15 protein-coding genes are annotated in these 25,695 nt (G+C 60.4%); 7 read left to right on the forward strand and 8 right to left on the reverse strand.

Annotated elements, in window-relative coordinates:
* The first annotated feature begins 92 nt into the window (after positions 1-92).
* Positions 93-626 (forward strand): Sec-independent protein translocase TatB, encoded by a 534-nt coding sequence (locus tag R3O64_RS05225; RefSeq protein ID WP_339017434.1) that lies wholly within the window; start codon positions 93-95, stop codon positions 624-626.
* A 7-nt stretch (positions 627-633) separates the two neighbouring features.
* Here the strand turns inward: R3O64_RS05225 and R3O64_RS05230 are convergent, their stop codons facing one another.
* Complete coding sequence (locus R3O64_RS05230) at positions 634-1,773, reverse strand: Mrp/NBP35 family ATP-binding protein (RefSeq protein WP_339017435.1); 1,140 nt, start codon at positions 1,771-1,773, stop codon at positions 634-636.
* A 161-nt stretch (positions 1,774-1,934) separates the two neighbouring features.
* Between R3O64_RS05230 and R3O64_RS05235 the strand changes: the two genes are divergently transcribed.
* Both R3O64_RS05235 and R3O64_RS05240 read left to right on the forward strand, forming a co-directional pair.
* Positions 1,935-2,711: a hypothetical protein gene (locus R3O64_RS05235; protein WP_339017436.1), complete on the forward strand. Its 777-nt coding sequence runs from the start codon at positions 1,935-1,937 to the stop codon at positions 2,709-2,711.
* A 385-nt stretch (positions 2,712-3,096) separates the two neighbouring features.
* Complete coding sequence (locus tag R3O64_RS05240; RefSeq protein WP_339017437.1) at positions 3,097-8,709, forward strand: G5 domain-containing protein; 5,613 nt, start codon at positions 3,097-3,099, stop codon at positions 8,707-8,709.
* A gap of 423 nt (positions 8,710-9,132) precedes the next feature.
* Here R3O64_RS05240 and R3O64_RS05245 read toward each other — a convergent pair whose 3' ends face one another.
* Together R3O64_RS05245 and R3O64_RS05250 are read right to left on the reverse strand one after the other, a co-directional pair.
* On the reverse strand, positions 9,133-12,834 hold the full coding sequence (locus R3O64_RS05245) for a multifunctional oxoglutarate decarboxylase/oxoglutarate dehydrogenase thiamine pyrophosphate-binding subunit/dihydrolipoyllysine-residue succinyltransferase subunit (RefSeq protein WP_339017438.1): 3,702 nt from the start codon (positions 12,832-12,834) through the stop codon (positions 9,133-9,135).
* 153 nt (positions 12,835-12,987) lie between these two features.
* Positions 12,988-13,749, reverse strand: a complete 762-nt coding sequence (locus tag R3O64_RS05250) for a hypothetical protein (RefSeq protein ID WP_339017439.1) — start codon at positions 13,747-13,749, stop codon at positions 12,988-12,990.
* 115 nt (positions 13,750-13,864) lie between these two features.
* On the opposite strand from R3O64_RS05250, the gene R3O64_RS05255 reads away from it, so the two are divergent.
* The 3 genes from R3O64_RS05255 to R3O64_RS05265 all read left to right on the forward strand — a co-directional run bounded on the left by R3O64_RS05255 (position 13,865) and on the right by R3O64_RS05265 (position 17,426).
* Entirely contained in the window at positions 13,865-15,586 is a 1,722-nt protein-coding gene (locus R3O64_RS05255; RefSeq protein WP_339017440.1) for a carboxylesterase/lipase family protein, read from the forward strand.
* A 76-nt stretch (positions 15,587-15,662) separates the two neighbouring features.
* Complete coding sequence (locus R3O64_RS05260) at positions 15,663-16,511, forward strand: DNA primase (protein ID WP_339017441.1); 849 nt, start codon at positions 15,663-15,665, stop codon at positions 16,509-16,511.
* 63 nt (positions 16,512-16,574) lie between these two features.
* Positions 16,575-17,426 carry a hypothetical protein gene (locus R3O64_RS05265; RefSeq protein WP_154762037.1) on the forward strand — a complete coding sequence of 284 codons (852 nt, stop codon included), beginning with the start codon at positions 16,575-16,577 and terminating at the stop codon, positions 17,424-17,426.
* A 36-nt stretch (positions 17,427-17,462) separates the two neighbouring features.
* Here R3O64_RS05265 and R3O64_RS05270 read toward each other — a convergent pair whose 3' ends face one another.
* Positions 17,463-17,984 carry a hypothetical protein gene (locus tag R3O64_RS05270; RefSeq protein WP_230307869.1) on the reverse strand — a complete coding sequence of 174 codons (522 nt, stop codon included), beginning with the start codon at positions 17,982-17,984 and terminating at the stop codon, positions 17,463-17,465.
* A 105-nt stretch (positions 17,985-18,089) separates the two neighbouring features.
* On the opposite strand from R3O64_RS05270, the gene R3O64_RS05275 reads away from it, so the two are divergent.
* Entirely contained in the window at positions 18,090-19,325 is a 1,236-nt protein-coding gene (locus tag R3O64_RS05275) for an MFS transporter (RefSeq protein WP_239248461.1), read from the forward strand.
* A gap of 354 nt (positions 19,326-19,679) precedes the next feature.
* Here R3O64_RS05275 and R3O64_RS05280 read toward each other — a convergent pair whose 3' ends face one another.
* Genes R3O64_RS05280 through R3O64_RS05295 form a run of 4 tightly spaced genes read right to left on the reverse strand, consistent with a single transcriptional unit; the run spans position 19,680 to position 25,587 of the window.
* Positions 19,680-22,796, reverse strand: coding sequence for a DUF3427 domain-containing protein (locus R3O64_RS05280; protein ID WP_339017442.1), 3,117 nt, complete (start codon positions 22,794-22,796; stop codon positions 19,680-19,682).
* The gene (locus R3O64_RS05285; protein ID WP_070644756.1) at positions 22,793-23,185 is read right to left on the reverse strand and encodes a (deoxy)nucleoside triphosphate pyrophosphohydrolase; all 393 of its coding nucleotides are present in this window, start codon (positions 23,183-23,185) and stop codon (positions 22,793-22,795) included. The genes R3O64_RS05280 and R3O64_RS05285 overlap by 4 nt, the downstream gene beginning before the upstream one ends.
* Positions 23,186-23,218: 33 nt before the next feature.
* Entirely contained in the window at positions 23,219-24,187 is a 969-nt protein-coding gene (gene hutG, locus R3O64_RS05290) for a formimidoylglutamase (RefSeq protein WP_339017444.1), read from the reverse strand.
* Between the two features lie 2 nt (positions 24,188-24,189).
* Positions 24,190-25,587 (reverse strand): amino acid permease, encoded by a 1,398-nt coding sequence (locus R3O64_RS05295; RefSeq protein WP_143335170.1) that lies wholly within the window; start codon positions 25,585-25,587, stop codon positions 24,190-24,192.
* Positions 25,588-25,695 lie beyond the last annotated feature (108 nt).

A 25,695-nucleotide genomic window follows, 5' to 3' on the forward strand; every position in this document is an offset into this window, starting at 1 on the left:
CCACAGTCACGTGCGAAGTGGCGAAGGCTCCTCGGCGCGCCCTACATACCGGTCCTGCCTGTCACATACAGCGAAGTGGTTAAGATAGTTTCGTGTTTTCCTCAATTGGTTGGGTAGAGATACTCCTTATCGTTCTCCTCGGCTTGGTCATCATTGGTCCTGAGCGCCTGCCAGGCGTGATCATGGACGTCCGCGCAGCCATCTACGCGGCGCGCAAAGCAATTGCCAACGCTAAGGCGGAGCTCAACGGTGAGATGAGTGGTCTCGGCGCGGAGTTCGATGACCTTCGCGTACCGCTGAGCCAGGCGGCCGAGTGGACGCGCATGGGCCCGCGTGGGGTTATCACCAAGGCGCTTTTCGACGGCGACGATTCCGCCTGGGACGATTTCAACCCGAAGAAGATGGCCGAGGACATCAAGAAGAGCACCAGCCCGTACGAGCACGACGCAGAAGTAAACAACCAGCCCGCGCCGCAGAGGCCAGCGCAGCCAGCGCCGGAGCAGAATACGGGGCGGCCGACATTTGATTATTCGCAGGTCTACCCGGACCTGGGTACGCAGCAGCCCCCGCGCGGCGGGGCTACACCCACCGGCGAGGGCAGCTCCTCCTGGGAGGATGTCACCTAAGACCCGATTAGTTCTTGCGGGTCACGCCCAAACCGAGTTTCTTGCCCACGAGGGAATCGGAGCGCACGGCGATGGAATCCGCCACCTTGGTGATGGCCTTTGTAGCGGGGGAGTCGGGCGCGGAGACAACGATGGGGGTTCCGGCGTCGCCGGCGGCGCGCAGGCTCGGATCGAGCGGGATGCTGGCCAGCAGGGGAACCTCGTGGCCCAGCAGCACGCTGAGGCGTTCGGCCACCACGCTGCCGCCGCCGGAGCCGAAGATATCCATGGTGGAACCATCCGGCATGACCATTGCACCCATGTTCTCAATCACGCCGGCCACGCGCTGGCGCGTTTGCTGCGAGATGGAACCGGCGCGCTCGGCCACCTCGGCCGCAGCTGCCTGCGGGGTGGTGACGATGAGCAGCTCGGCGTTGGGGATGAGCTGGGCCACCGACAGGGCCACGTCGCCCGTACCCGGCGGCAGGTCCAGCAGGAGTACGTCAAGGTCACCCCAGAAGACGTCTGCAAGGAACTGCTGAAGGGCGCGGTGCAGCATAGGCCCGCGCCAGACGACGGGCGCGTTGCCCTCCACGAACTGGCCGATGGAGATGTGCTTGATGCCGTGCGAAACTGGGGGAAGCAGCATTTCGTCGTCAAGCACTGTGGGGCCCGCAGTGGAACCCAGCAGGCTGGGCACGGAGTGGCCGTAGATATCGGCATCCACGATGCCCACCTTGAGCCCCTTGTTCACCAAGGCAGCCGCCAAGTTCACTGTGACGGAAGACTTGCCCACGCCACCCTTGCCGGAGGCCACCGCGAAAACGCGGGTAGTGGATTCCGGTTTGGCAAAGGGGATCTCCGGTTCGGCTTGGCCGCCGCGCAGCTTCTGCTTGAGCTTTTTACGCTGCTCGTCGCTCATCGGCGTCATGGAGATGCTAATCTCGCCGACCCCGTCAAGCTCCGCCACGGCCGCGCGGGTATTGGACTCGATGGTGCTCTTCATCGGGCAACCCGCGATGGTGAGATACAGCTCGATAGCCACGTCTGAGCCGTTAACGGCCACGGACTTCACCATGCCGAGTTCCGTGATGGGGCGGCCAATTTCTGGGTCATCGACGCGGGTGAGCGCGTCGCGAACGGAAGATTCAGTAATAGCGCTAGTCATAACCCGCACCAGTCTAGTCACCCGTTGCTGAGGAGAGCCACACCGCGTCAAGGCAATGGGATGTGTAAAATTCAGCCAGATGCTGCGCCTCAGCGCTGCAGCCGCACAGTAGTGACATGTTGTGGTTTATGTCCTGCTCCATGTCTGGTTAAAGAGAAAGAATGCGCCTTATTTTGATGCCCCGCCATACCTCACGTTCCCGTACCTTCTCCCGCGTCGCGGGGGTGGCGTTGGTGGGGGTTGTGGGGGCGTCGCTCAGCGCCTGCGCGGGATATGAGCCCAAGCCAGACCCCAAGCCTGTGTCTGAGGCACCAATCACCATCATGATTGACCCGACGTCCCATGAGCAGCGCGTTTTGGCGGAAATCTACCGCCAGACTCTGCGCGATGAGGGGCGCGCGGCCACCGTGTCCCAGGAACCGATGCTGGTGCGACGCGGCGGTGAGCGCGTCAGTGGGGTGAGCACTAACGGTAACTTCTTCGTTGGTTGCACTGGCGAGTTTCTAAACGTCTACAACCCGGTGGAGGCCCGCGAGATGTCGAAGGACTATGCGGCCGCTAAGGATGAGGGGACCAAGGACGTGGATTTCTTGGAACGCACTCACGTCGCGCTCATGGCCTCGTTGCCCCCAGAGGTCTCCGTGGTGGAGCCCGCAGGTGCGGAGGGGTGCCCCAACTCCAAGCCGGAGTTGCCGCAAAACTACGTCGTGGTCTACCAGGACGGGTTATTCAACCGCGATGAGAAACTAGAGATTGCGTCCTTTACCAAGTTCCTCACCGCGCAGGACTTGGATGAAGTCGTAGGGGAAGTGGACGACTCCGAGGACTTTGAGGAGGCCGTGCGCGCCTGGATGGAGGCAAACCTCTCGCAGAACCTCAACGAGGAAGGTGACTCCAATTCCTCTGGTGGCTCGGATTTAGTCCACGAAAAATCCTAAGAGGGGCAAGTATAGGGGGTAGCTCCTAGTCGTCTGGGGGTGGCGATGGGGGACTGCATAAAACAGCCATGAGCACGCTCTGCTTGGCGACGTCTCACAGTACCGCCCTTTCCCTACGTGCAGAAACGTAACAGTATCTCATAGATTGGGCGTTTCAGGGAAATTTATATTTTCCAGGCGGGACGTAGTTATCCTTAAAAATCCCAGGTAAAATCCCTTTTTCCTAGTATTTTTCTGTGGGGGTATGTAGAATTTGATGCGTTCATCTGTCTCTTCCTGTCGATTCTCGAGGAGTTTTGTGAGGAAGAGCTTGATAAGACGCAGCGGCTTTCGGGCCTCTACGCCAGAGGTGGGGAAATGTGCTGCATTTGAAAGGACATAAAGAATGAATGCACAAAGCAGTGACACGTCTAGGCGTCGCTCTTCCCGCAGGGGAGTAGCAGCTCTTTCTGCCATTACCCTCGCGCTCAGTGGGCTGAGCATTACCTCTTTTAACACGGTGGTCCCGGAGGCCACCGCTGCCACGCTGAGCGGTGGCATCCGCGACAAGTCCGGCGCAGTTGAGAAGGATGCCCAGAAGGCCTCGGACCTGCCGGCCGGTTCGTGTGCTGTCAACAGTGGCGATCCGAGCGGCAGCCAGGCCGGTTTTAGCTGGAACACCCTGGAGCCGAGTGCAACGAGCCCTGACAAGACCCTGTGGGGTCTGGGCCTCTCCTTTGACAACTCGAAGGATCGCACATTCGCCGATTGGTCCTTTACCAATTCAGGTAACCTTGGCACCGTCTTGAATGCCGGCGCGGTGCCCTCCATGAATGTCGGTCAGACCTTCCTTGGCGAGAACGTCACCCACAAGGCTGACGAGAGCATCGTCATTGATTCTGCCGGCCGCCAACGAAACTTGAACCTTTCCGCGCAACTCACCGATGCAGAGGTCAAGCAGTTCGCAGAAGCTGGTGCAGCTAACCCGGTGCGCTACGCCTGGCAGGGGCGCTACACGAAAGACAACCCTAACGGCCTGAAAGCCACGCAAGGCGCCAGTGCCACATTCGGCGCTGTTGTCAACCCGTGGCCGAGCGAGAACATCGAATGTAACCCGATCACAGTCTCGTGGGAGTCTTTCGAAAAGCACGTGATCGTCCCTGGTGAGGAAACCAAGGTCGGCACGATCAACGTTCCTGCTGTGCAAAACGGTGGCACTGATGACTCGATGTCTCGCATGGTCGTGGAGGCCTACGACGGCAACGGCAAGTTCATCGGCACCACAGACCCGGCAGCGTCTGGCGGTACGCAGAACCTGCGTATCGACGAAGCGACCGGCGAGGTCTTCTTCACCTGGCCTGAGTACCGCGGTACCGACCTGGCAACTGACAAGAACGTGAACTTTTCCGTTTTGGCGAAGCCACGTACCGTGGATCAGCTCCAGGCTGCTAATGACAACAACAACCCCGAAGGTGAAGGCAAGGCCTTCGACAGCTCCAACTCGCTGACGCGCTACAACAAGGCGAACGTCATCGATTCGAAGGCGTTCTCCCTGGATGACACGGAGTACCACTCCCCAAAGTACGACAAGACGGACGCTTCGATTATCTCGGGCGTCGATAGTGCAACCGGCCCGATTGCTACCGAACCTCAAAAGGTCACCTTCACCCAGACCCCTGACCTGATCAAGGAACTGGCGAAGAAGAAGGGCGACGGTGGCTTCGAAGCTAAGGTCTCCCTCGACGAGAAGTACGTCTACGAGGGCTGGACCGTGGAGATGGACGAGGACTACAACGTCACTGTCACCGCTCCGGAGAATCCGCGTCCGGGAACCTTTGCGCGCCCTGTGGTGACGGTGGAGTACTCCAACGGCTCCACGGACGAGCTGGAACTCCTCGTGGTTGTCGACCCGAACAACACCCAGGTCACCGACCTCGTGCGCCCGGGCTTGACGAAGGGCACCATAGGTGACGATCTCACCGCACAGGTGGGTACGAAGTCCATCATGAAGGGCTACAAGCCAGTCCACCCGGCCAAGTTCGAGATCGACGAGTCCACTGTGCCTGAAGGCTGGACCGTTACCATCGATGAGACCGGCAAGGTCACCGCCAAGGCAGACGACACCGTGGCACCGGGCACCATCATCACCCCGAAGGTGAAGGCGACCTACCCAGATCACACCACCGATGAGATCGAGACCCAGTTCCAGGCGATCGTCGACATCAAGATCCCGAACTACGACACGGTCACCAATAAGCCGACTGCCAAGGTCTCCCTCAAGCCGGAGATTCCGGAGCGCGGACTGAGCGGCAACACGACCGACGAGGCACCGAAGCGCTACACCTTCAAGGACGGCTCGACCGAGATGACCGTCACGGATGACAGCGGCACGTGGACCGTCAAGATTGACGAGAACACTGGTGAAATCACCACGACCATTCCACGGACCGCGCCCGAGGGCTACATCCTGAACGTTCCGGTTCTTGCCCACTACGAGAACGCTGACAAGCCGCAAGAGGTCAACGGCACCGTCGTTGTTCTGAAGAGCGACATCTCTCCGACGTACTCCGTGGAGACCACTGGCCCGAATCAGGCTGTGAATCACAACGTCCAGGACGCACCTAAGGGTTCGAAGTTCTCCTTCGGTACCGATGAGAGCGGCGCACCGATCACTGAACAGGAGGTCGACGGCTGGAAGTACACGGTCGACCCGAACACCGGTGTCGTATCTTCCACCCCGCCGGCAGATGCCAAGCCGGGTGACAAGAAGACCATCAACGTTACTGTGACGACTCCGGACGGCTCCACCCCGCTGGTGCCAGTCACCACCGTGGTGAAGCTGACCAACAACTGGGAAGCTGAGCCGTCCTACCCGGTAGAAACGGTGTACCCGGGCGATACTGCTAAGCTGCCGGTCGCTCTCGACAAGCCGGAGAACGTCAACGTCGCGAAGGAAAACCCATACAAGTTGGGTGATGTTCCTGCCGGCTGGACCGTCAGCATTGACGATAATGGCCAGGTCACCGCAACCGCACCCGCGGATGCGAAGCCAGGTGACCAGGTCAAGATTCCGGTTTCTGTGACCTACGAGGACGGCTCTACGGATACCGCTTACGCTGTGGTCAACGTTGTCGACGTCCCGACGCGCGAGGTGCCGTTCGACGTCGAGTACAAGTATGACGACACCGTCCCGGCGGGTACCTACACGGTTGAAACCGAGGGCGTGCCTGGCTCGGAGAAGCAGAACAAGGACGGTAGCTGGGAGCGCACCAAGGCTCCCGTCAACGAAGCCGTCGTCGTCGGCACCAAGCCTGCCGAAAGCGCCAAGGACGTCAAGTGGACAGTCCCGATTCCGTTCCCGACCGAGGTCCGTGAGAACCCCGCCCTGAAGCCTGGTGAGACCCGTGTTGTCCAGGAAGGCGCAAACGGCGAGAAGACTTACACTGCTAAGTTCACCGCTAAGGGTTCCGAGGCACAGGTTGCCGAGGAAGAGACCACCAAGGAAGCCAAGCCGCGCATCATTGAGTATGGCCCGGGGCTGGCCCCGAGCGAGCTGGTGACCAAGACCGAGAAGCCGATTCCGTTTGAGACCAAGGTCGTCTTCGATGACACCCTGGAAGAGGGCAAGCAGATCGTCGATCAGAAGGGCGAGCTCGGCACTGAGGTTGAGACTTCCACTCAGAAGATCGTGGACGGTAAGCCTTCGGGCGACCCGACCGTGTCCACTGAACGCACCAAGGAACCAACCGAGCAGATCATCCGTGTTGGTACCAAGACCACCGGTACTACGACTGAAACCGTTAAGTCTGAGGTTCCGTTCGGTGTAAAGATCGAGTTCGATCCGAACATGCCTGCCGGTACGTCCAAGATTGAGACCGAGGGTGTTGCTGGTGAGACGACGGTGACAATCACGCGTGATATCACCAACTCCAAGCCGGGTGATCCGCAGATCACTGAGGAAATCACCAAGAAGCCTGTTGACCAGGTGATCAAGGTTGGTACCAAGCCGTCTGAGGCTTCCGAGAAGGTCACCTGGACTGCCCAGGTTCCGTTCGAGGTTGAGACCCGCCCGAACCCGGAGCTCAAGCCGGGTGAGATCAAGGTTGTCCAGAAGGGCGTGCCGGGTGAGAAGACCTACACCGCGGACTTCACCGCCAAGGGTGACCAGGCGACGGTTACCCCAGAAGAGAAGCAGACGAAGGACCCGGTCAAGGAAATCATCGAGTACGGCCCCGCAGCTGAGGACACCTCCGTGGTGACCAAGGTTGAAAAGCCTGTTCCGTTCGAGACCAAGATTGTCTTTGATGACAGCCTCAAGGAGGGTGAGCAGGTCGTCGATCAGCAGGGCGAGCTCGGAAGCGAGACCGTAACCTCTACTCAGAAGGTCGTCGACGGTAAGCCTTCCGGTGACCCGGAAGTGACGACTGAGCGCACCAAGGAACCAACCGAGCAGATCATCCGCGTCGGTACTAAGACCACAGGCGAGCACTCCTCAGAGTACGAAGTTGCTGTTCCGTTCGAGACTGAAATCATCTACGACGACACTCTGGAAGCCGGTACCCAGGAAGTAGTCCAAGAGGGTCAGCTGGGTAAGGATAAGGTCACGACTACCCAGATAATCGAGAATTCGAAGGTGACGGACACGAAGTCCAACACTGAGCGTGTGACCGAGCCGGTCAAGAAGATCATCAAGGTCGGTACGAAGGGCAAGCCTGCCTCCACCGAGTTCGAGTGGACTGAGAAGACTCCGTTCGAAGTCGAGGTGCGTGTCAACCCTGACCTGCAGCCTGGTGAAACCAAGGTTGTCCAGGAAGGTAAGCAGGGTGAGGTCAAGCACACCGTCAAGGTGAACGCCGAAAACGGTGAGATTTCCACGGAGGACAACTCCGAGAAGATCAGCGACCCGGTCAAGCACATCGTCGAGGTTGGTCCGTCCAAGAACCAGACCGAGCTCACCGACAAGCACACCGAGAATACCCCGTACGACACCCTCATTGAGTACGACCCGAACCTCGAGGTGGGCAAGGTTGTTGAGGACCAGGCTGGCGCCTTCGGCGAGAAGGAAGTCACCAAGACCTGGAAGCTCGAAAATGGCAAGCCAGTTGGTGATCCTGAGACCTCCGAGGAAGTTACCAAGGAGCCGACTCCGCGCAAGATTCGTGTGGGCTCCAAGTGCAAGTGCGAGGTACCGCCGGTCCCGACGACCGACAACCCGACGGAAAAGCCTTCCGAAGCTCCGACCGAGGAACCGACAGAGAAGCCTTCTGAAAGCCAGACCGAGGAACCGACGGAAAAGCCTTCTGAAAGCCAGACCGAGGAACCGACGGAAAAGCCTTCCGAAGCTCCGACCGAGGAACCGACAGAGAAGCCTTCTGAAAGCCAGACCGAGGAACCGACGGAAAAGCCTTCTGAAGACCCGACCGAGGAACCGACAGAGAAGCCTTCTGAAAGCCAGACCGAGGAACCGACAGAGAAGCCTTCTGAAAGCCAGACCGAGGAACCGACAGAGAAGCCTTCTGAAAGCCAGACCGAGGAACCGACGGAAAAGCCTTCTGAAAGCCAGACCGAGGAACCGACGGAAAAGCCTTCTGAAAGCCAGACCGAGACTCCGACGGAAAAGCCGGATAAGCCGGGTACCTCGAGCATCCCGAACCTCAGCAAGTTGTGGCCGCTCATCCCGCTGGTGATTATCCCGCCGGCACTGGCGCACTTCTTCAAGCCTCCGCACATTCCGGAGCTGCCGACGAAGCCAGCTGAGCCGCTGAAGCCGGAGGACCCGAAGGAGCCGCAGACGCCGGGTACGGAAGCACAGCCGTCGTCCGAGCAGACCGCGAGTGCCCAGCCGAGCCAGGCTAGCCAGTCTGGCACAACGTCGAGCACCCCGGCCTCCTCTAAGAGCACCTCGTCTGGCAAACTCGCCAACACCGGTGCCAGCGTCCTAGGCCTCATTGGTGTGGCATTGGCACTCATCGCTGGTGCAGTTCTGATTCTGCGCCCTAGCCGCCCCAAGGATTCCTAGACGCTAGGTGTCCTCAGGGGCCACGCCGGTCCCAAGGCAGTGGTTGAGTAAACCACGAGCAAACGCCCGAGCTATAGCTCGGGCGTTTCGCTTTTGTATGGGGCGGTTACGTTGCCCGTGTCCTTGCCCCGCTAGGTGACCTGCAATTGAAAGGTGATAGGGAAGTGCGTGGTGAGCGGTAGCGGGGTTTTGGGGGTGGCCGGTGGAGCGTCGCCAAGCGCTGCGTCGGCGTTGTTCGCTGCCAGGGAACACACTGGTTTCAGTCTTGGGCCCGTGCATTTGGCGGTCCTGTGCCAGTATTGGCGGGTCCCTGACAGATAGAAAAGCCCCAGCCACCACGCTCGTTGTGAGTTCGTGGCGGCCGGGGCTTGTGATGGCGCTGCGCTGTGCTTTGTGCCAGCGCGCTTTCGGCTTTAATCGCCTTTAGATATCGAAGGCTTCCTCAAGCAGGTTCTTCTGCTCAATCTGGTGAACCTTCGCGTTGCCGGTAGCAGTCGAGGACTGCGAGCGGCGGGATACACGGACCATCTCCGGCATATCCGGGATGAGCTCACGCAGGTGCTCGTTGTAGAACGGCCACGGGCCCTGGTTGGCCGGCTCGTCCTGCACGAAGCGAATCTGCGTTGCGTTCGGGTACGCCTCGAAAGCCTCACGCAGGCGGTTAAACGGAATTGGGTGGAGCATCTCCACGCGCACGATGGCGATGTCATCGCGGCCATCGGCTTCCTTCTTCTTGGCCAGCTCCCAGTAGAGCTTGCCGGAGACCAGCATGATGGTCTTGACCTTGTCAGTATCGCCGACCTTCTTGCCGTTGATGTCAACGAAGTTCGGGTCGTTGATGACAGACTGGAACTTCTTAACCTCGGTGAAGTCCTCAACGGAGGAGGTCGCTGCCTTGTTACGCAGCATGGACTTCGGGGTGAAGACTACGAGCGGGCGCTTCATCTCACCAAGGGCCTGGCGGCGCAACAGGTGGAAGTGGTTAGCCGGGGTGGAAGGCTGGGCCACCGTCATGGAGCCCTCAGCACACAGCTGGAGGTAGCGCTCGATGCGGGCGGAGGAGTGGTCCGGGCCCTGGCCCTCGTAGCCGTGGGGCAGCAGCAGGATCAGGCTGGAGAGCTGGCCCCACTTGGCCTCACCGGAGGAGATGTACTCATCGATGATGGTCTGAGCACCGTTGGCAAAGTCACCGAACTGTGCCTCCCAGGCCACGACGGCATCCGGGTTACCCACGGTGTAGCCGTACTCGAAGCCCATGCCGGCGTACTCGGTCAACGCGGAGTTGTAGACCATGAACTTACCGCCGTTGCCCTTGGACTCAGCCAGGTGACCAACGGGGTTGTATTCCTCACCCGTGCGCGGATCGAAGGCCACCGCGTGGCGCTGCGTGAAGGTACCGCGGCGGGAATCCTCACCGGCCAGGCGCACGACCTTGCCGGAGTTTGCCAGGGAACCGAAGGCGATGAGCTCGCCCCAGCCCCAGTCGATGCCGCCCTCACGCGAAGTCTTCTGGCGCTCCTTGGCCACCTTGGCCACACGCTTGTGGTACTCGAAGTCCTCCGGCGGGGTGCCGTAGGCATCGCCGATCTCGGCGATCTCTTCGGCGGTGATCGAGGTATCCAGACCACGGGTCAGCTCCTGGGAGGAGGTAATACCGGTCTGCTCCTTCGGGCCAGCCTCTTGCGCCTTCTTGTGCTCGGTGAAGACGGACTCCATCTGGTCGTGGAAGTCGCGTGCAGCTGCCTCTGCCTCTTCATCGGAGAGGTCGCCGCGGCCGATGAGCTCCTCGGTGTAGCGCTCACGGACGGACTTGTGGTCATCGATGATGTCGTAGAGCAGCGGCTGGGTCATCGACGGGTCATCGGCCTCGTTGTGGCCGCGCAGGCGGTAGCAGACGAGGTCAATGAAGACGTCCTTGCCGAAGCGACGGCGGTACTCGGTGGCCAACTTGCCCACCCAGACAACTGCCTCGGGGTTGTCGCCGTTGACGTGGAAGACCGGGCAGTCGAAGCCCTTGGCCAGGTCGGTGGCGTAGTGCGTGGAACGACCGGAGTCCGGGGTGGTGGTGAAGCCAACCTGGTTGTTGACAACCACGTGGACGGTACCGCCGGTGGTGTAGCCGCGCAGCTTGGACAGGTTGATGGTTTCCTGGACCACGCCCAGGCCGGTGAAGGAAGCATCGCCGTGGAGCATGATCGGCACGACGGTGTGGCCCTCCGCGCCCTTGTCCAGGATGTCCTGCTTGGCGCGTGCGATACCTTCCATGACCGGGTCAACGGCCTCGAGGTGAGACGGGTTAGCGGCCAGGGTGACCTTGATTTCGCCGTCACCAAACATCTGCAGGTGCTCGCCCTCAGCACCCAAGTGGTACTTCACGTCACCCGAGCCGCCGAGCTGGCCGCCCTTGTAGTTGCCGTCGAACTCACCGAAGATATCTGCCAGCGGCTTGCCCACGATGTTGAAGAGCACGTTGAGGCGGCCGCGGTGCGGCATACCGATGACGACCTCGTCGAGGTCCTGGCCAGCCGCGGTGTCCACGATGGAGTCCAGCAGGGCGATGAGGGATTCAGCGCCCTCCAGGGAGAAGCGCTTCTGGCCTACGTACTTGGTCTGCAGGAAGTTCTCGAAGGCTTCAGCCGCGTTGACCTTCTGCAGGATGTACTTCTGCTCAGAGTTGGTCGGCTTCGGCATGCCGGCCTCGATCTGCTCCTGGAGCCAGCTGCGTTCATCGCGGTCGAGGATATGGGTGTACTCGGAGCCGACCTTGAGGGTGTAAGCGGAGCGCAGGCGGGTGACCACCTCGCGCAGAGTCATGGTCTCCTTGCCGCCGAAACCGCCGACGTTGAAGGTGCGGTCCAGATCCCAGATGGTCAGGCCGTGGGTAGCCAGGTCCAGGTCGCGGTGATCCGGCCAAGGCAGGCCCGGCTGCTTCCAGCCCAGCGGGTTGATGTCAGCCAGCAGGTGGCCGCGGGAGCGGTAAGCCTCGATGTACTGCAGGACGCGCGTGTTCTTGTCGACGCCCGTGTTAGGGACGTCGGCAGCCCAGCGGAAGGGCTGGTAGGGAACGCCCAGAGACTCGAAGAGCTCGTCCCAGAAGGCGTCGTCCAGAATGAGCTGGCCGATGGTGCGCAGGAACTCACCAGACTCAGCGCCCTGGATAACGCGGTGATCATAGGTGGAGGTGAGGGTAACCAGGCGGCCAACGCCCAAATCAGCCAGGCGGTCTGCGGAGGTGCCGGCGAATTCAGCCGGGTAGTCCATGGAGCCGACACCGATGATGGCGCCGGAACCCTTGGTCAGGCGGGCGATGGAGTGACGGGTGCCAATGCCGCCCGGGTTGGTCAGGTTGATGGTGACGCCGGAGAAGTCATCCATCGTCAGCTTATTCTTGCGGGAGCGGTCAACGATGTCCTGGTAGGAATCGATGAACTCGGCGAAGGTCTTGTTCTCCGCCTCCTTAATGGCGGCCACGACGAGGGCGCGGGAACCATCCTTCTGCGGAAGGTCGATGGCCAGGCCCAGGTTGACGTGCTCCGGCTGGACCACGGTGGGCTTGCCGTCCTTGATTTCGTAGCGCACGTTCATGTCCGGGTGGATCTGAACGGCCTTAACCAGCGCGTAGCCCAGGATGTGGGTGAAGGAGATCTTGCCGCCGCGGGTGCGCTTGAGGTGATCGTTGATCATCGCGCGGTTTTCCCACATGAGCTTGACCGGGATGTCGCGCACAGTGGTAGCGGTGGGGATTTCCAGGGACTCGTCCATGTTCTTGGCGATTGCCTTGAACATGCCCTTGAGCACGCGGGAACCCGGCTCCGGTGCGTCCTTGATGCGGTCCAACGGGGACTCGGACTTCTTTTCCGCCTTCTTGGCGTCCTTCTTGGATGCGGCGGAAGCCTTAGAGTCGCTCGGTGCCTTGGCGCCCGGTGCGGCAGGGGACTTCTCTGCAGCCTGTGCCGCGCCCTTCTTCTGTGCGGGGGCGTTGGCCGGAGCGTCCGACTTCGGTGCCCCGTTGGCCTCAAAGTACTCGCGCCACTCCTTGTCTACGGAGTTCGGATCCTTTGAGTACTGCTGAAACTGTTCGTCAATCAGCCACGCATTCGGGCCATAGATGCTCGAGTTGCTCACGGCAGATGCTCGCCTCTTTCTGTGCTTCTAAGTTTGTCTTTATTCGACTCTAGTAGGCCAATCCACGGGTGCGAAAGGCACCCCGAAAGGTGTCTTCCTTTATGATACGGGCCCTGTAAGTTTGGCCACTATCCTGGGCGTGTTTCGCGGCCTTTACTCCCCCTGCAGGGGGGAGAGTTGGGTGTTGGCATGGTCAATTACTTGGCGGCCCAGTTTGCGGTTGGCGGTTGTTCCCAGCACCGCGCCGACACCCATCGGCAGTAGCTTAGATACCCACGCCCACTTCAGCTTCTTGGTGGCCTGCTTCATAAACAGCTTGGTCAGACGGCCGTTGAGCCCGCTGAGGGTAGGGCCGGAGAAGCGCGAGAGTGTGGCCGCGGAGGTAACACCAGACAGCGAGGTCACATCACCCACAAAGGTATCGACCAAGGCGCTGCCCTGGGAGCCGGTGAGCACCACCAACACGAGTGCACGGCGGCGCTCCTTATCCCGGATGTCATCACCGCGCAGGTGCGCCGAGGCGAGGATGTACCACGCGGCGGCCTCGAGGAAGACCAAGGATTCCGCGCCGATAGTGGCTGCGCCGGTGACCAGGCCGATGCCAGGGATAGCCGCGGATGCGCCGGCGGCGGCACCTGTACCGGTGATGATGTTCATAAAGTGCTTGTCAATGAGCGCTTGGAGCTCCGCCGGGCTGGCGTCGGAGTTGCGCTTCTTCACGCCTTCGACGTAGTTGATGATGACGGAGGACTGTACGGAGACGATCTTGTCGATGGCCCCTAAGAAACCCTGGGTAATGCGATTGGACTCATCAACCTCCAGGGTGCCCACGGTCTCGGAAGTGCTGGCCCCTTCTTTAGATGAATCCCGGCGGCTAACCGTTTTGTTCTTTTTGTCAAAGATCTTGTCGAGCATTGGCTCACCTTATCTCTCTACTAATGCTGATTTTGAATCTGAACTGTATGTTTACCACCGTATCGAAAAAGCTTTATTGAGCGCGTCGGCAAGCTAGCACACTAGGGTATGAGACATGAGCGAGTTTGAGCCTTCCCCTCCGCGTGAGGTCAGCGCGGCCGCGGCGCGCTTGCTTGCAGATTCCCTCCACGCCCGTGCCCGCGCCGCCCACGAGACAGCACGCACCGCGCTTGCCGACGATCTCACGGTCCTCACCAGCGGCGGCTGGGTCCGCGGCTGCATCGAAGAGGAATTGCGGACGGACCGTCCGCTGAGCGCGCCCGTGCGATCGTGGCGCGGGATTCCCTTCGGCGCGGATACGTCGGGCGCGAATCGTTTCATGGAGCCGCGCCCGGCCCCGGCATGGGAAGGGATCCGGGATTGCCGCGAGTTTGGACACGTTGCTCCGCAGCCGGTCTATTCCTGGACCGACCGTATTGAAGGCTCGGAGGACTGCCTGACCCTCGATGTTGTCCGCCCGCACCAGACTGGTGGGCCCGATGCTCCGTCAGGTTCTCGGGCAGGGGAGAAGCTGCCCGTCGTGGTGTATCTGCACGGCGGCAGCTTCATCGTGGGCTCCTCCCACATGTTGATGCTGCGCGGTTTCGAGTTTGCGGCGCAGATGGGCGTGGTTTACGTGTCGGTGAATTTTCGCCTGGGGGCTTTGGGCTACCTCGATGTTCGCAGCTTAGGCGGTGAGGCCTGCGCCAACCCAGCCGTGGCGGATCAGGTTATGGCTTTGGAGTGGGTGCGGGACAATATCGCGGCCTTCGGCGGGGACCCCGACAACGTCACACTCATGGGGGAATCCGCCGGCGGCGCGGCAGTCCTGACGTTGATGGCTGTTCCGCGCGCCGAGGGGCTTTTCCACCGTGCGATTGCTCAATCACCACCTATCGGCATGATCCATTCGCGAGCGCAGTCAGTCTTTTGGGCCCGCGAGCTCGTTCATAAGATGGCTTTGCCGCGTGATACCACCGCGGATGATTTACGCCGCGAGGACTTCGCGGACGTGGTGCGCTCCGGTCAGTCCATGATGTGGCGCGCGGGGGAGTTGCTGTATCTGAATTCCTGTTACGCGCCGACTGTCGACGGCGACCTCATCCCACAGCACCCCATCGAGGCCTTCGAGGCCGGCAACCAGCACCCCGTGCCGTTACTTGTAGGAACTAATTCCGGTGAAGCTAGTTTTGGCAAGTTCCTCTACCAACGTCAGAGCGCGCGTGAGCGCGCAGCGCTGCGCCTGCTAGCTTCCTTCGATCCGGAGAGCGCACCGGATGTCGTCGCGGCATACGGTGGTGCGGTGTCGCGCCGCGATTTTGGGGACTTGCTTACCGACGCCCTCTTCTGGGCCCCCACCGTCCGCGTGGCTTCAGAGCATGCGCGGCGCTATCCGACGTGGATGTACCGCTTCGATTTCGCCCCGGCAGCACTGCGTTGGTTGGGCTTGGGGGCGATGCACTCGATGGAGCTCTCCAATATCTTTGGTGACCCAGGGGCGTCGCGCGTTTCCTTTCTTAACAGCATTGCCAAATCCTCCGAGATGGAGGAGGTGACCGAGACCATGCAGGCGCAGTGGGGCGAGTTCATTCGGGGCGGCGCACCTCTAGAGAACTGGCCGCAATATCGCGCCCCGCAGCGCTCGACCATGGTCTTCGATGTGGAGCCGCGCGTCGAGGAGGCGCCGATGGAGGGGCGTCGCCAAGCATGGGAGGCCTATGACATGTTGGAGTGGGGTACTGGGCGCCCGGAGATTCTGAAGGAACTGGGATTCCTGCTCGATGAGGAAAGCTATTGACGGCGAACGCAGGTAAGATGTGTGGGGCCTTGGCAGCAGCCTGGGTGAGACTCCCACATGGATGGATGTTTATCACATGAGCTTTTTTGAAGATATCGCCTCTGCGCTGGACGGGGAGGGCATTGAGTCCCGCGTCAATGACGATGTGATGTTCGTGCCCATCACCTCCGATTTGGAAATCCAGTTTGTGGAAATTGACCCACTTCTGCCAGCCGCCAACGTATACATCGCCGCCGCCGACGTGGACGAGGATGACGAAGACTTCGAGGCCGTTTTGGTCTCCGTGGCGTTCTCTGTGGAGGATGCGGTTGAGGCCGTATCCCGTCACATCGCCACGGACCAGGTGGTGACGGTGCTGCGTGACCTGCTGGAGGGCACCGATGAACGCATCGCTGAGTTGGAGTTTCTCCAGGATGAGTTCAACCCGAACCTGGTCGTGGCGGAAGTTGCCAACGACTCGGAACTGCGCGTGCTCGTGGAAACCATCGACGGTGTCCCGAGCGCGATCGTGCGTTTCCTCTCCTTCGACTTCGATGAGGAAGAGCTCGATGAGCTGGAGGATGAGGCGATCAGCAAGCTCTGGGAAATCGATACCCCGGAGGACATCAGCGAGGAAGAGCGTGTTGCCATCTTCGGTGATGCGGACGACGAGGACGGCGGGCTAGCCCCCATCATCGAGGTTCCCGCCGAGGCCCTTGAACTGGGTACCTACACCGACTTCGACCGCCTCTTCGACGTGCTGAGCCTGGTTTCTGATCAAGCCTTAGATTGGGAAGCACAGCTGGTGAGCATCGATGACGATGACTTCGACGAGCCGGAGGTCTATGACATCTTCGGCGCCGATGATGAGGACGATGATGACGTTCTCTTCGAAGACGATGATGACGATGACTCCGACATCGAGGAAGGCGACGCCGACGACTAAAAGCGTCCGGGGTAGGGTAGGAGCGTACTTTTCCCTGGCGTTGAAGAGGAGCAACCAAGACAAATGCCGAATGACAAGGCATCGCTGTACCAGCGTCTGTGTGTTGGCTCAGCGCTAGTGTGTGTGGCTTTGTCTTGGGTGCTGTCGTTGAATCCGGACTTTGGCCATCGGGATTTTGTCTTTTCCTCCGTGTTTTCGACCGGCGTGTGGTGCCTGAGTCTGCTCGGCGCAATTTTCTTCATTGCCGCACAGTGGCGGTCCTTGGGTAACCATGCTCTGTTCAACCCTTTGCTTGCAGTGGCGGCAAACCTCCTCTTGTCGTCGTTGATCTTCAACATCAACATTCCCTTGTACCTCGACATGATGGGCACGGCTTTCATAGCAATCGTTTACGGTCCTGTCTTGGGAATGGGCACCGCAGTTTTGAGCGCTTGCCTGGCTAGTATCAATAACCCGTCGCTCTTGGCGTATTTGCCAACAGCCGTGGTGGTGGCCTATTTGTTTGGCTGGCTTGCGCGCCGTGGTGTGTTTAAACGAATGCTTGCCATGATGCTTGCTGGTACCGGGCTGGGCATTGTCGCAGGATTGTTGTCCGCCGTTTCTACGTGGTTACTTCCCAGCGATTACGGCCAGCGCGGCCCCGCTGAACTTATAGCGCTGTGGGAGCTCATACTGCATGATGAACGCCTCGCCATACTGCTTCAGAACCTGTGCTCTGACGTCATTGATAAGACGTTTACGGCACTTGTGGTGTGCATTGCAATCCGCTTGGCTCCGAAGCCGATCCTCCGCCTTTATGACTACCCGGAGACGCGCCCAGCTTTGGATCGCGTGCTGACGGAGGACAGGTTCTCGCTTTCTCTTGATGAGGAGCCGCCCAAAGGTTTTCTGGACCGGATCCAGCGCTATTTCTAGCGGCTGAGCATCTCGACCTGATGAGGCCCACCGGTATTAGGCGGCCTGACTAAACCCTTCGAAAAGGGAAAGCGGGGAATGCACCGGTGTGTAGGCGCTATCCACCAGCCACACAAACGTAGCCGCGCTGCTGCTGGAAATCTCATGCACCGCGGAGACGAGTTCTTCAGGAACTAGGGCCCGCACCCACGCTTCCGCTAGTGAAGGGGCGACGGGGCGGCCAGTGGGATCAGTAATGCGCACCGTAACGAGGTAAGAGGGCACGCGCTTTTCGCCATAACCCAGAACGCGGGCCTTAGCCCGCTCACCCACGCGGTGGCGCGAAATGGTAAGCGTCAGCGGGAGTGCTTCACCGCCATATATCTCTACCGGTGGCAGCACTTTTGATGGCGGGCGCCACTGCGGCGTCGGCCGCGCAAGCGAGCGTGGATGGCGGATGATGCTCTCTATGGAGCGAAGCGTTTCGTGGTGGTGGTAGAGGATATCCGCGGTGAGTTCACCGGTGCTGAGAGTGGACGGGGACTGAACGGAAGTGTGAATGCTGCTGTAGTTCTTCATGGCCCACACACTAGAAATCCGCGCGGACATCACCGAACTCTTTGGGAACGTATGCTCGATGAAACGTTCGACGATTTGACGGGGTGGGATACAGTGAATGGCGATATGAAAAATACTGCAGCTCCGCAGGTTAAGATCCCGCGGGAAATTTGGGTCATGGTCACCGCCGGGTTCATCATCGCCTTGGGGTACGGGCTCATTGCGCCGCTGCTTCCACAGTTCATCGTCAGCTTCGACGTCTCGATGGCGGCGGCCGGGCTCGTTGTCTCCGTCTTTTCCGCCAGCCGCCTTGTCTTCGCCCCGGCCGCCGGCTTCCTCATTGACCGCGTGGGCACGCGCCGCGTGTACGTGACAGGTTTGTTCACCGTGGCGCTCACCACCGGTTTGGTGGGAATGGCGCAGGAATACTGGCAGATCGTCGCTCTGCGGGCTATCGCCGGCATTGGCTCGACGATGTTTACTGTCGCGGCGATGGGGCTCATCGTGCGCCTGGCACCGCCCAGCATCCGCGGGCGCTGTTCGGCCACCTACGCCACATCCTTTCTTCTCGGCAACGTGATTGGTCCGCTCGTGGGTGCGAGCCTTTCCTTCCTGGGGTTCCGGTGGCCCTTCTTTATTTACGGCACCGGTGTGGCCATCGCCGCGCTGGTTGTGTGGATCCTCATGCCGTCGGTCAATCGCGCCGATGAGCGCCGGCGCCAACTCCGTCCGATGCACTTGGCGGAAGCCTGGGAGGATACCGCCTACCGGGCGGTACTGACGTCGAATTTTGCCCAAGGCTGGATCAACATGGGCGTGCGCGTGGCTGTCCTCCCTCTGTTCGCAGCCGCCATTTTTGCCAACGGCGCCTCGACGTCGGGCGTCGCTCTGGCGGCCTTCGCCGCCGGCAACGCCATTGTCCTGCAGTTCTCCGGATCATGGTCCGACCGGGTCGGGCGCCGCCCGCTCATCATTGCAGGACTGGTGGGCTCCGCATTGTTCGTTGGCACGCTGGGCTTGGCGGCGAACATCGTATCCCTCCTCATCCTCTCCGCCCTGTCCGGCGCGGCATCGGGCCTCATCGCTCCGTCGCAGCAAGCAGCCGTGGCGGACATTGTCGGCTCGCAGCGCTCGGGCGGACAGGTGCTGTCGACGTTCCAGATGGCAGGTGACTTCGGGCAGATTTTAGGCCCGATTTTCATCGGGCTGCTGGCGGATAAGTACGGATTTGAGACCGCTTTCGGCTTCTGCGCAGTGGTGGCTGCGGCCGGCATTGTTGCGTGGGCATTCGGCCGCGACACCTTGGGTGAGCGGAAGATCATTCTGCGTGGGTTGCGCCGCCGCTACCACCCGCAGCGATAGAGAGCAGAATAGTCCGACTGCGAATTGCTAGCGGAGTTGTGCTGACGGAGTTTCGGGGCGGGGCTAATGCTACTTAGCTCGTGTGGCGCGCTTTCTTGCTGCATGCAGCCCAGCGTGGGGTGGTGCCAGTCTTGAAGCTGCGTTCCCTAAAACGCGTAAACCCATACACGGAAGTTTCGGAACCGGTATCTGGGCGGTTCCAGCGCTTTTGGCTACGCTCGCTCGCGGCTCCCATAACCGACCTCCATTTTTCTGCATCAAGGCAACAGAGATTAATTACTTCTTAATCTGCTAAGAAAAGATTAATTTATGGTGGTTACGGCGTCAACTTCCTGGTTTAACTCAATGTGAGGTTTAAGCCACAGTGCGCCCGGCTGCATAAAGCTGCTTGGGCATGTCACGGCGGAGGCTCCATTCGAACTGGATCGGCTTCTCACCGCTGTGCGTGACGTAATCGACGTTTCCTAGGAAGGTATATGCCGAAGCCGTATCCACCTTGTTCTTCTTATTAAAACGGGTTGCGATGATGATGTTGCCGTTGAGCTCATGGTGGTGGATGTAGCGGCGGGCCATCGCGGACTTAAGTGATGTGGTGGATTGGGATTCCCAGTGCAAACGATCCGGTGCTAGCGGGTAATCGCGGTAGTTTGTCGAAGCACTAACGTTCTCATCCTTTTGGAAAGTAACCAGGAAAAGATCAGTGTTAGAGGCATCGAAGCGGCGGACTCCTTCGCGTGGGAGGTTGGCGAGCTTGCGCAGAGAGCCGTCGTCCAAAGCGCCGACGAGTTCGGCGAGGCTGTAATCCGCGTGTGTTTCCAAGACACTATTCGTCGATTTCTCTGGGATGACTCGGGAGCGGTCGAGTGTGAGCCGCATAACCTGAGTTACTTCGGCGACGAAGGCAGGGCAGGCGCGGATGATGCCCAGGGCCTGGTCAATGGTCTCTGGAATTGCCGTATTTGAGTTCGCCCACAGAGCCAGCACAAGCATGGTGGCGTACCGGACTTGCTCGGGAGTCATATCGTTCTCATATGGCCCATCCGGAGAAACCAGGAGACTGTAGGCCGCTAGGCGGTTGGGATCGTTGATGTGTAACAGCACCCGGATTCGGCTGAGTAGAAACTCTTCGTGCTCGCTCGCAGGGCCGGAGGGCAGCAGGTTCTCGTCGCGAAGCAGCGTGGTCCACGTAATGCCCTTGCGACGGTAGATGTCTTCCACGGGGACGCCAGAGCTATTTATGAAGCTTGCGAGGTCGGTCGAGCCGTAGTCAGTAATGAGTGCTCGTATCTTCTTAACGGTGTTCCGGGCCAAGCGTTTGATGTTCTTGAGAACGCGCTCGGTCGTTACGCGGTCCAAGGTGATGCTAGAGCCAGGCGGGGCAGTGGGGAATCCTTGCTCTACCTCCTTGGCGAGGTTCTTTCCGCGAGCGGCGGTAAGCACCTTGAAGCGCTCTTCGAAATCGAATTCCTCGTGCTGGAGACCTAAGAAATCAAAGACGGTGCAGGCGTTCTTTCCTTCGTTGAGGCGCAGACCCCGGCCAAGCTGTTGGACGAAGAGCACCGGGCTTTGCGTCGGGCGCAGAAGCAACAGCGTGTTGACCGCTGGGATGTCGACGCCTTCGTTGAAAATATCGACCGCGAAGATGATTTTGATAGTGCCTTCGCGAAGCTGCTCGATGGCGCGACGACGCTCATCAACGTTGAGCTTGCTGCTGACCGCTAGGGCAGGGATGCCAAAAAGGTTGAATTGCTCCGCCATGTATTCGGCGTGGGCGATGGTCACGCAGAAGCCAAGGGCCTTCATTTCGGAGAGATCGAAGATGCGACGGTTGAGCTCGTTGATGATGAACTTGGTGCGCTTTTCTCCGGCCTTGATATAAAACTCGCTTAGCTCCGAAGCTTGGTAGTCCTTCTTTCCACGGTTCCAGGTTAGGCTTGTCAGGTCGGTATCATCGTCGACTCCGTAGTAGTGCAACGGCGCGAGGAGCTGGAGGCGCAATGCATCCCAGAGGCGAAGCTCATGGGCTACGCGATAGTCGAAATACTTCTGGACGTTCTCGCCGTCACCGCGCTCCGGCGTAGCCGTTAGCCCCAGGAGCTCACGCGGCTGCAAGTAGTCAAGGACTGCGCGGTAGGTCGAAGCTTCGGCGTGGTGGAACTCATCAATGACGACGACCTCAAAATGGTCCGGCGCAATCTGTGCTAGGCGCTCGCCATGCAGAGACTGGATGCTCGCGAAAACATGGTCCCACTGGCTGGGTTGCTCACCGCTTAGGAGGAGTTCGCCAAAGCTGGCAGTACGAAGAACCTCGCGGTACGTCCGCTGGGCCTGGGTGAGAATCTCACGCCGGTGGGCAATGAAAAGCAGCCGTGGCCTTCGCCCCAGCTTCTCGCAAAGGCGGCGGTAGTCCAATGCGGCCACGACCGTCTTGCCTGTACCGGTGGCGGCAATGAGGAGGTTGCGGTGACGATCGTGAACTTCGCGCTCGGACTCTAAAGCTTCGAGCATCTCTTCTTGGTAGGGGTAGGGCTCGACGCGAAGGCCAGATAGCTCGAGCTTCTCGCCGGGCTTTGATTCGAGGAACTTGGCGCTGCCAAGAGCCTCCTTGAGGCGCGCGTAGTCCTTCTCCGGAACAAAGGTTTTGAAGTGATTGTCGTACCAATAGCTATCGAAGGTCTTGATGAACTTCTCAATGATCTCCGGCGTGGAGGAACGAGAACCCCGGACGTTCCATTCCCAACCATCAACCAGCGCTGAGCGCGAAAGGTTTGAGCTGCCGATGAAGGCGGTGTCGAAACCAGACTGGCGGCGGAAGAGCCAGGCCTTGGCATGCAAACGTGTGCTCTTGTGTTCGTAGCAAATGCGGACTTCAGCACCGTAATCTTCCACGAGTCGGCGCACTGCGGCTGCTTCGGTCGCCCCGCAGTAAGTGGACGTAATGACTCGCAACGGAATCTGGTGATCCCTGAGGTATTCCAGTTCATCGCTGATGATCGCAATGCCCGAGCTCTTGATGAAAGCGCACAGCAGATCGACGGAGTCCGCCGTTCTAATCTCACGGGCGATCTCAACCGACATATTGGTGTCGTCCACGCTGTTGGTGAACAAGGCACTGGTGTTGAGCGAGACTTCCGGAAGCTCCGGGGCCTCCTCGAGCTCTGATCGATAGATGGCGTAGAGCAGCTGTTCTGCGGCGATAGACTCATCCGCACCAAGATGTTGTGCTAGCGCATTGATGAGGGCAACGCGGTCTTCCGCCTTCGTCATCTCGGTGAGTTTTTGTTCAAGTGCTTTGGCGAAATGCTGAGACACTGCCGCGGCGAAGCGCGGATTGACGTCCTTCGTGGACTCGTGAGCGATGCCAGTAGCAGCCGTGGGGCGAGCCCGTTTGGTCTCCTCGATCCGCTCCTGAATACGAGCGGTGACCGGGGTTTCGTAGATGCCGAAGGGCAGGATGGATTCGGAGCTCATAGGCGCGAAGAAATGAGTTTGACGGTGGGAATGTCTGCGGGAGCCCAGTCGAGTTCCCGTGCCTCAGGTGAGGTCACCCAACGCGTCTCGTCGTGATCACTAAGGGTTAGTTCACCGGACTCGATGCGGCACAGGAATGTAGTTAGCTCAATGGTGGCGAAGTCATACTCGTACAAGGTCGAGGTGACCTTGTCGCCAACGGTTGCGGTTACGGAAAGCTCTTCCTTGATCTCACGCGCCAGCGCCTGGTCCGGGGTTTCGCCCAACTCAATCTTGCCTCCCGGAAACTCCCACATGCCGGCGAGGGACTTTCCAGGAGCCTTTCGACAGGCCAAGAAGCGATTGCCCTCAACGAAGACGGCGCCGACAACACGAATCGGTGAACTCATGGGGACCAGTATGCCGGCTGGCCCCGGTCTTATCTAGGAATTCGCGCCCGTGGCAGCAGAAATATGCGCAGTCACAATGTCATCAATCAACCGCGCGGCCAGCTTGGCGGTGTGGGCGTCGGTGTCGAAGGCGGGGTTGAGCTCGACGACGTCGACAAGCGCCAGGCGTCCCGTGGCGGCGATGGTGAGTGCGAGTTCCCGGATGATGTTTACCGGGACGCCGAGGCCTGCGGGGGCGGAGACACCAGGGGCTTGGTCGGCGGGCAGAACGTCCAAGTCGATGGAGAGGTGGATGGGTGTGGTGCCGGCGCAGATGCGCTCGGCGGTGGCGCGCAGTTCGGCGCGGTCCATGCTGAGCAATTCCTCGTCGAGGACGACGGTGACGCCGAGGGCGGCGGCTTCGTTGAAAAGCACCGGCGTGTTGTTGGGGCGGGAGATTCCCAGGACGGAATAGTCGAAGTCTTCGCGGCCGACCAGCTCAGAGATCTGCTTGAACGGGGTGCCGGAGGTGGGCACGTCCGCGGTGCGGAGATCGAAATGCGCGTCCAGGTTGATGATCTGCAGTGGGCCCTGGGCGCGGAAGGCGCCGCGGTGGGAGCCGAAGGCCGTCTCATGGCCGCCGCCGAGGATGATGGGCAGGTGCCCGGCGCGCGAGAGTGTCTCCACTGCTTCGGAGAGGCGCTCGTGGGAGCCCTCCAGGTCGGTGCCTTGGGTGGTGATCGTGCCGGCGTCGTAAAGCGGGTGCGTATGGTGCAGCGCCAGGGAACCCAGGGCGCTGCGCAGGGCGGCCGGGCCTGCAGCCGCGCCGGGGCGTCCATGGTTGCGCTCAACGCCCTCGTCGGAGGCGAAGCCCAAGAGTGCGACGCCGGGATCTGCCTGGGGCTTGGCGACGTCCAGCGGGCGAACCACGCTGTGCCACCGCGCATGCTCGGGGCCCGGGCCATCGGAGCGGCCGGACCACTCGGGGGCAGGGGAGTAGGCGGGGGCATCAACGGTGTTCATGGTTATCCTTTCGCGTCTGCTTCTTGCGGGCCCGTTCCCTGTGGGGCCCGCGCGGCGGTGCGGCGGCCGGTGAGGTAGAAGATGGCTGTCATGAGGAGGATGAAGATAACGCCTGTGGCGAGTGCCGGGCGGTACTGCTCCTGCCACACCATGATGCCAAAAGTGAAGATGATGAAGGCGATAGAGAAGTATTGGCCCCAGGGCCAGAAGGGGACGGTGTATTCCAGGCTGGCGCGTTCTTCGGTGGGCATCTGGCGGCGGGAGGCCACATGGGCCAGGAGAATCATCAGCCACACGTAGATGGTGGCGAAGGTGGCCAGGGAGGCGATGACCTCGAAGACGTTATCCGGGATGAGGGCGTTGAGCGCGGTGCCGATGATCATGACGATGAGCAGGATGATCATGGTCATGACGGGCACACCCCGGGTCTTCTTCGCCATGATCTGTGGTGCGAGGTTCTGGCGTGCCAGGCCGGTAAGGACGTTGCCGGCGCCGAAGAGATCGGCGTTAATGGCGGAAACAGCCGCGGTGATGACGACGATGTTGAGGGCGGCCGCGGCCCAGGTGACGCCGAGGGTGGAGAAGATTTGGACGAAGGGGCTTTCCTCACCGGTGATGCTGCGCCAGGGGTTGATCATGAGGATGACCAGGATGGCCAAGACATAGAACAGCAGGATGCGCACCGGGATGGTGTTGACGGCCTTCGGCACGGACTTGGCGGGATCTTCTGCCTCCGCACTGGCCACACCGACGATCTCCGTGCCGCCGAAGGCGAAGAGGACCAGGATGAAGGAGGCGACCATTCCGGAAATACCGTTGGGGAAGAAACCGCCATCGTTGACCAGGTTGGCCGGGCCGGTGGTCTCCGCGGTGGAGAGGCCGAATACTAGGACAGCCACGCCGCCGAGGATCATCGCGATGACCGCACCAACCTTGACGATGGTGAAGGCGAATTCCAGCTCGCCGAAGGCCTTGACGGTGGCGAGGTTGGCGCCGCCGACGAGAAGCAGTGTGGCGGCTACCCACACCCATTTGGGCGAGCCGGGGAACCAGAATTGCATGTAGACGCCGATGGCGGTGAGATCCGCCAGGGCCACGATGACCATCTCGAAGGCGAACATCCAGCCAGTGATATAGCCGGCCCAGGGGCCTAGGAAGGTGCGGGCGTACTCGGCGAAGGAGCCAGTGACGGGGTGGTGCACGGACATCTCACCGAGTGCGCGCAGGAGGAAGTAGACGACGGCGCCGCCGAGAAGGTAGACCAAGAGCACCGAGGGGCCGGCGGCTTGGATGGCGCCGGCGGAGCCATAGAACAGGCCGGTGCCGATGGCCGAGCCTAAGGCGATGAAGTGCAGGTGCCGGTGTTTCAAGCCGGGGCGCTTGGCGGTGGTTTCTGCCACGGGGATGCGTCCTCCTCTGTCCCCTGTATGGCGCTTGGTGGTCCTAGCGCCGCGGATTAAGGGGAGTAGTTGGTGCGGGTGGGTCTGGGAGTTACTTTCCTCTAGTTC

Source organism: Corynebacterium hesseae (assembly GCF_037850265.1).
Classification (GTDB): domain Bacteria; phylum Actinomycetota; class Actinomycetes; order Mycobacteriales; family Mycobacteriaceae; genus Corynebacterium; species Corynebacterium hesseae.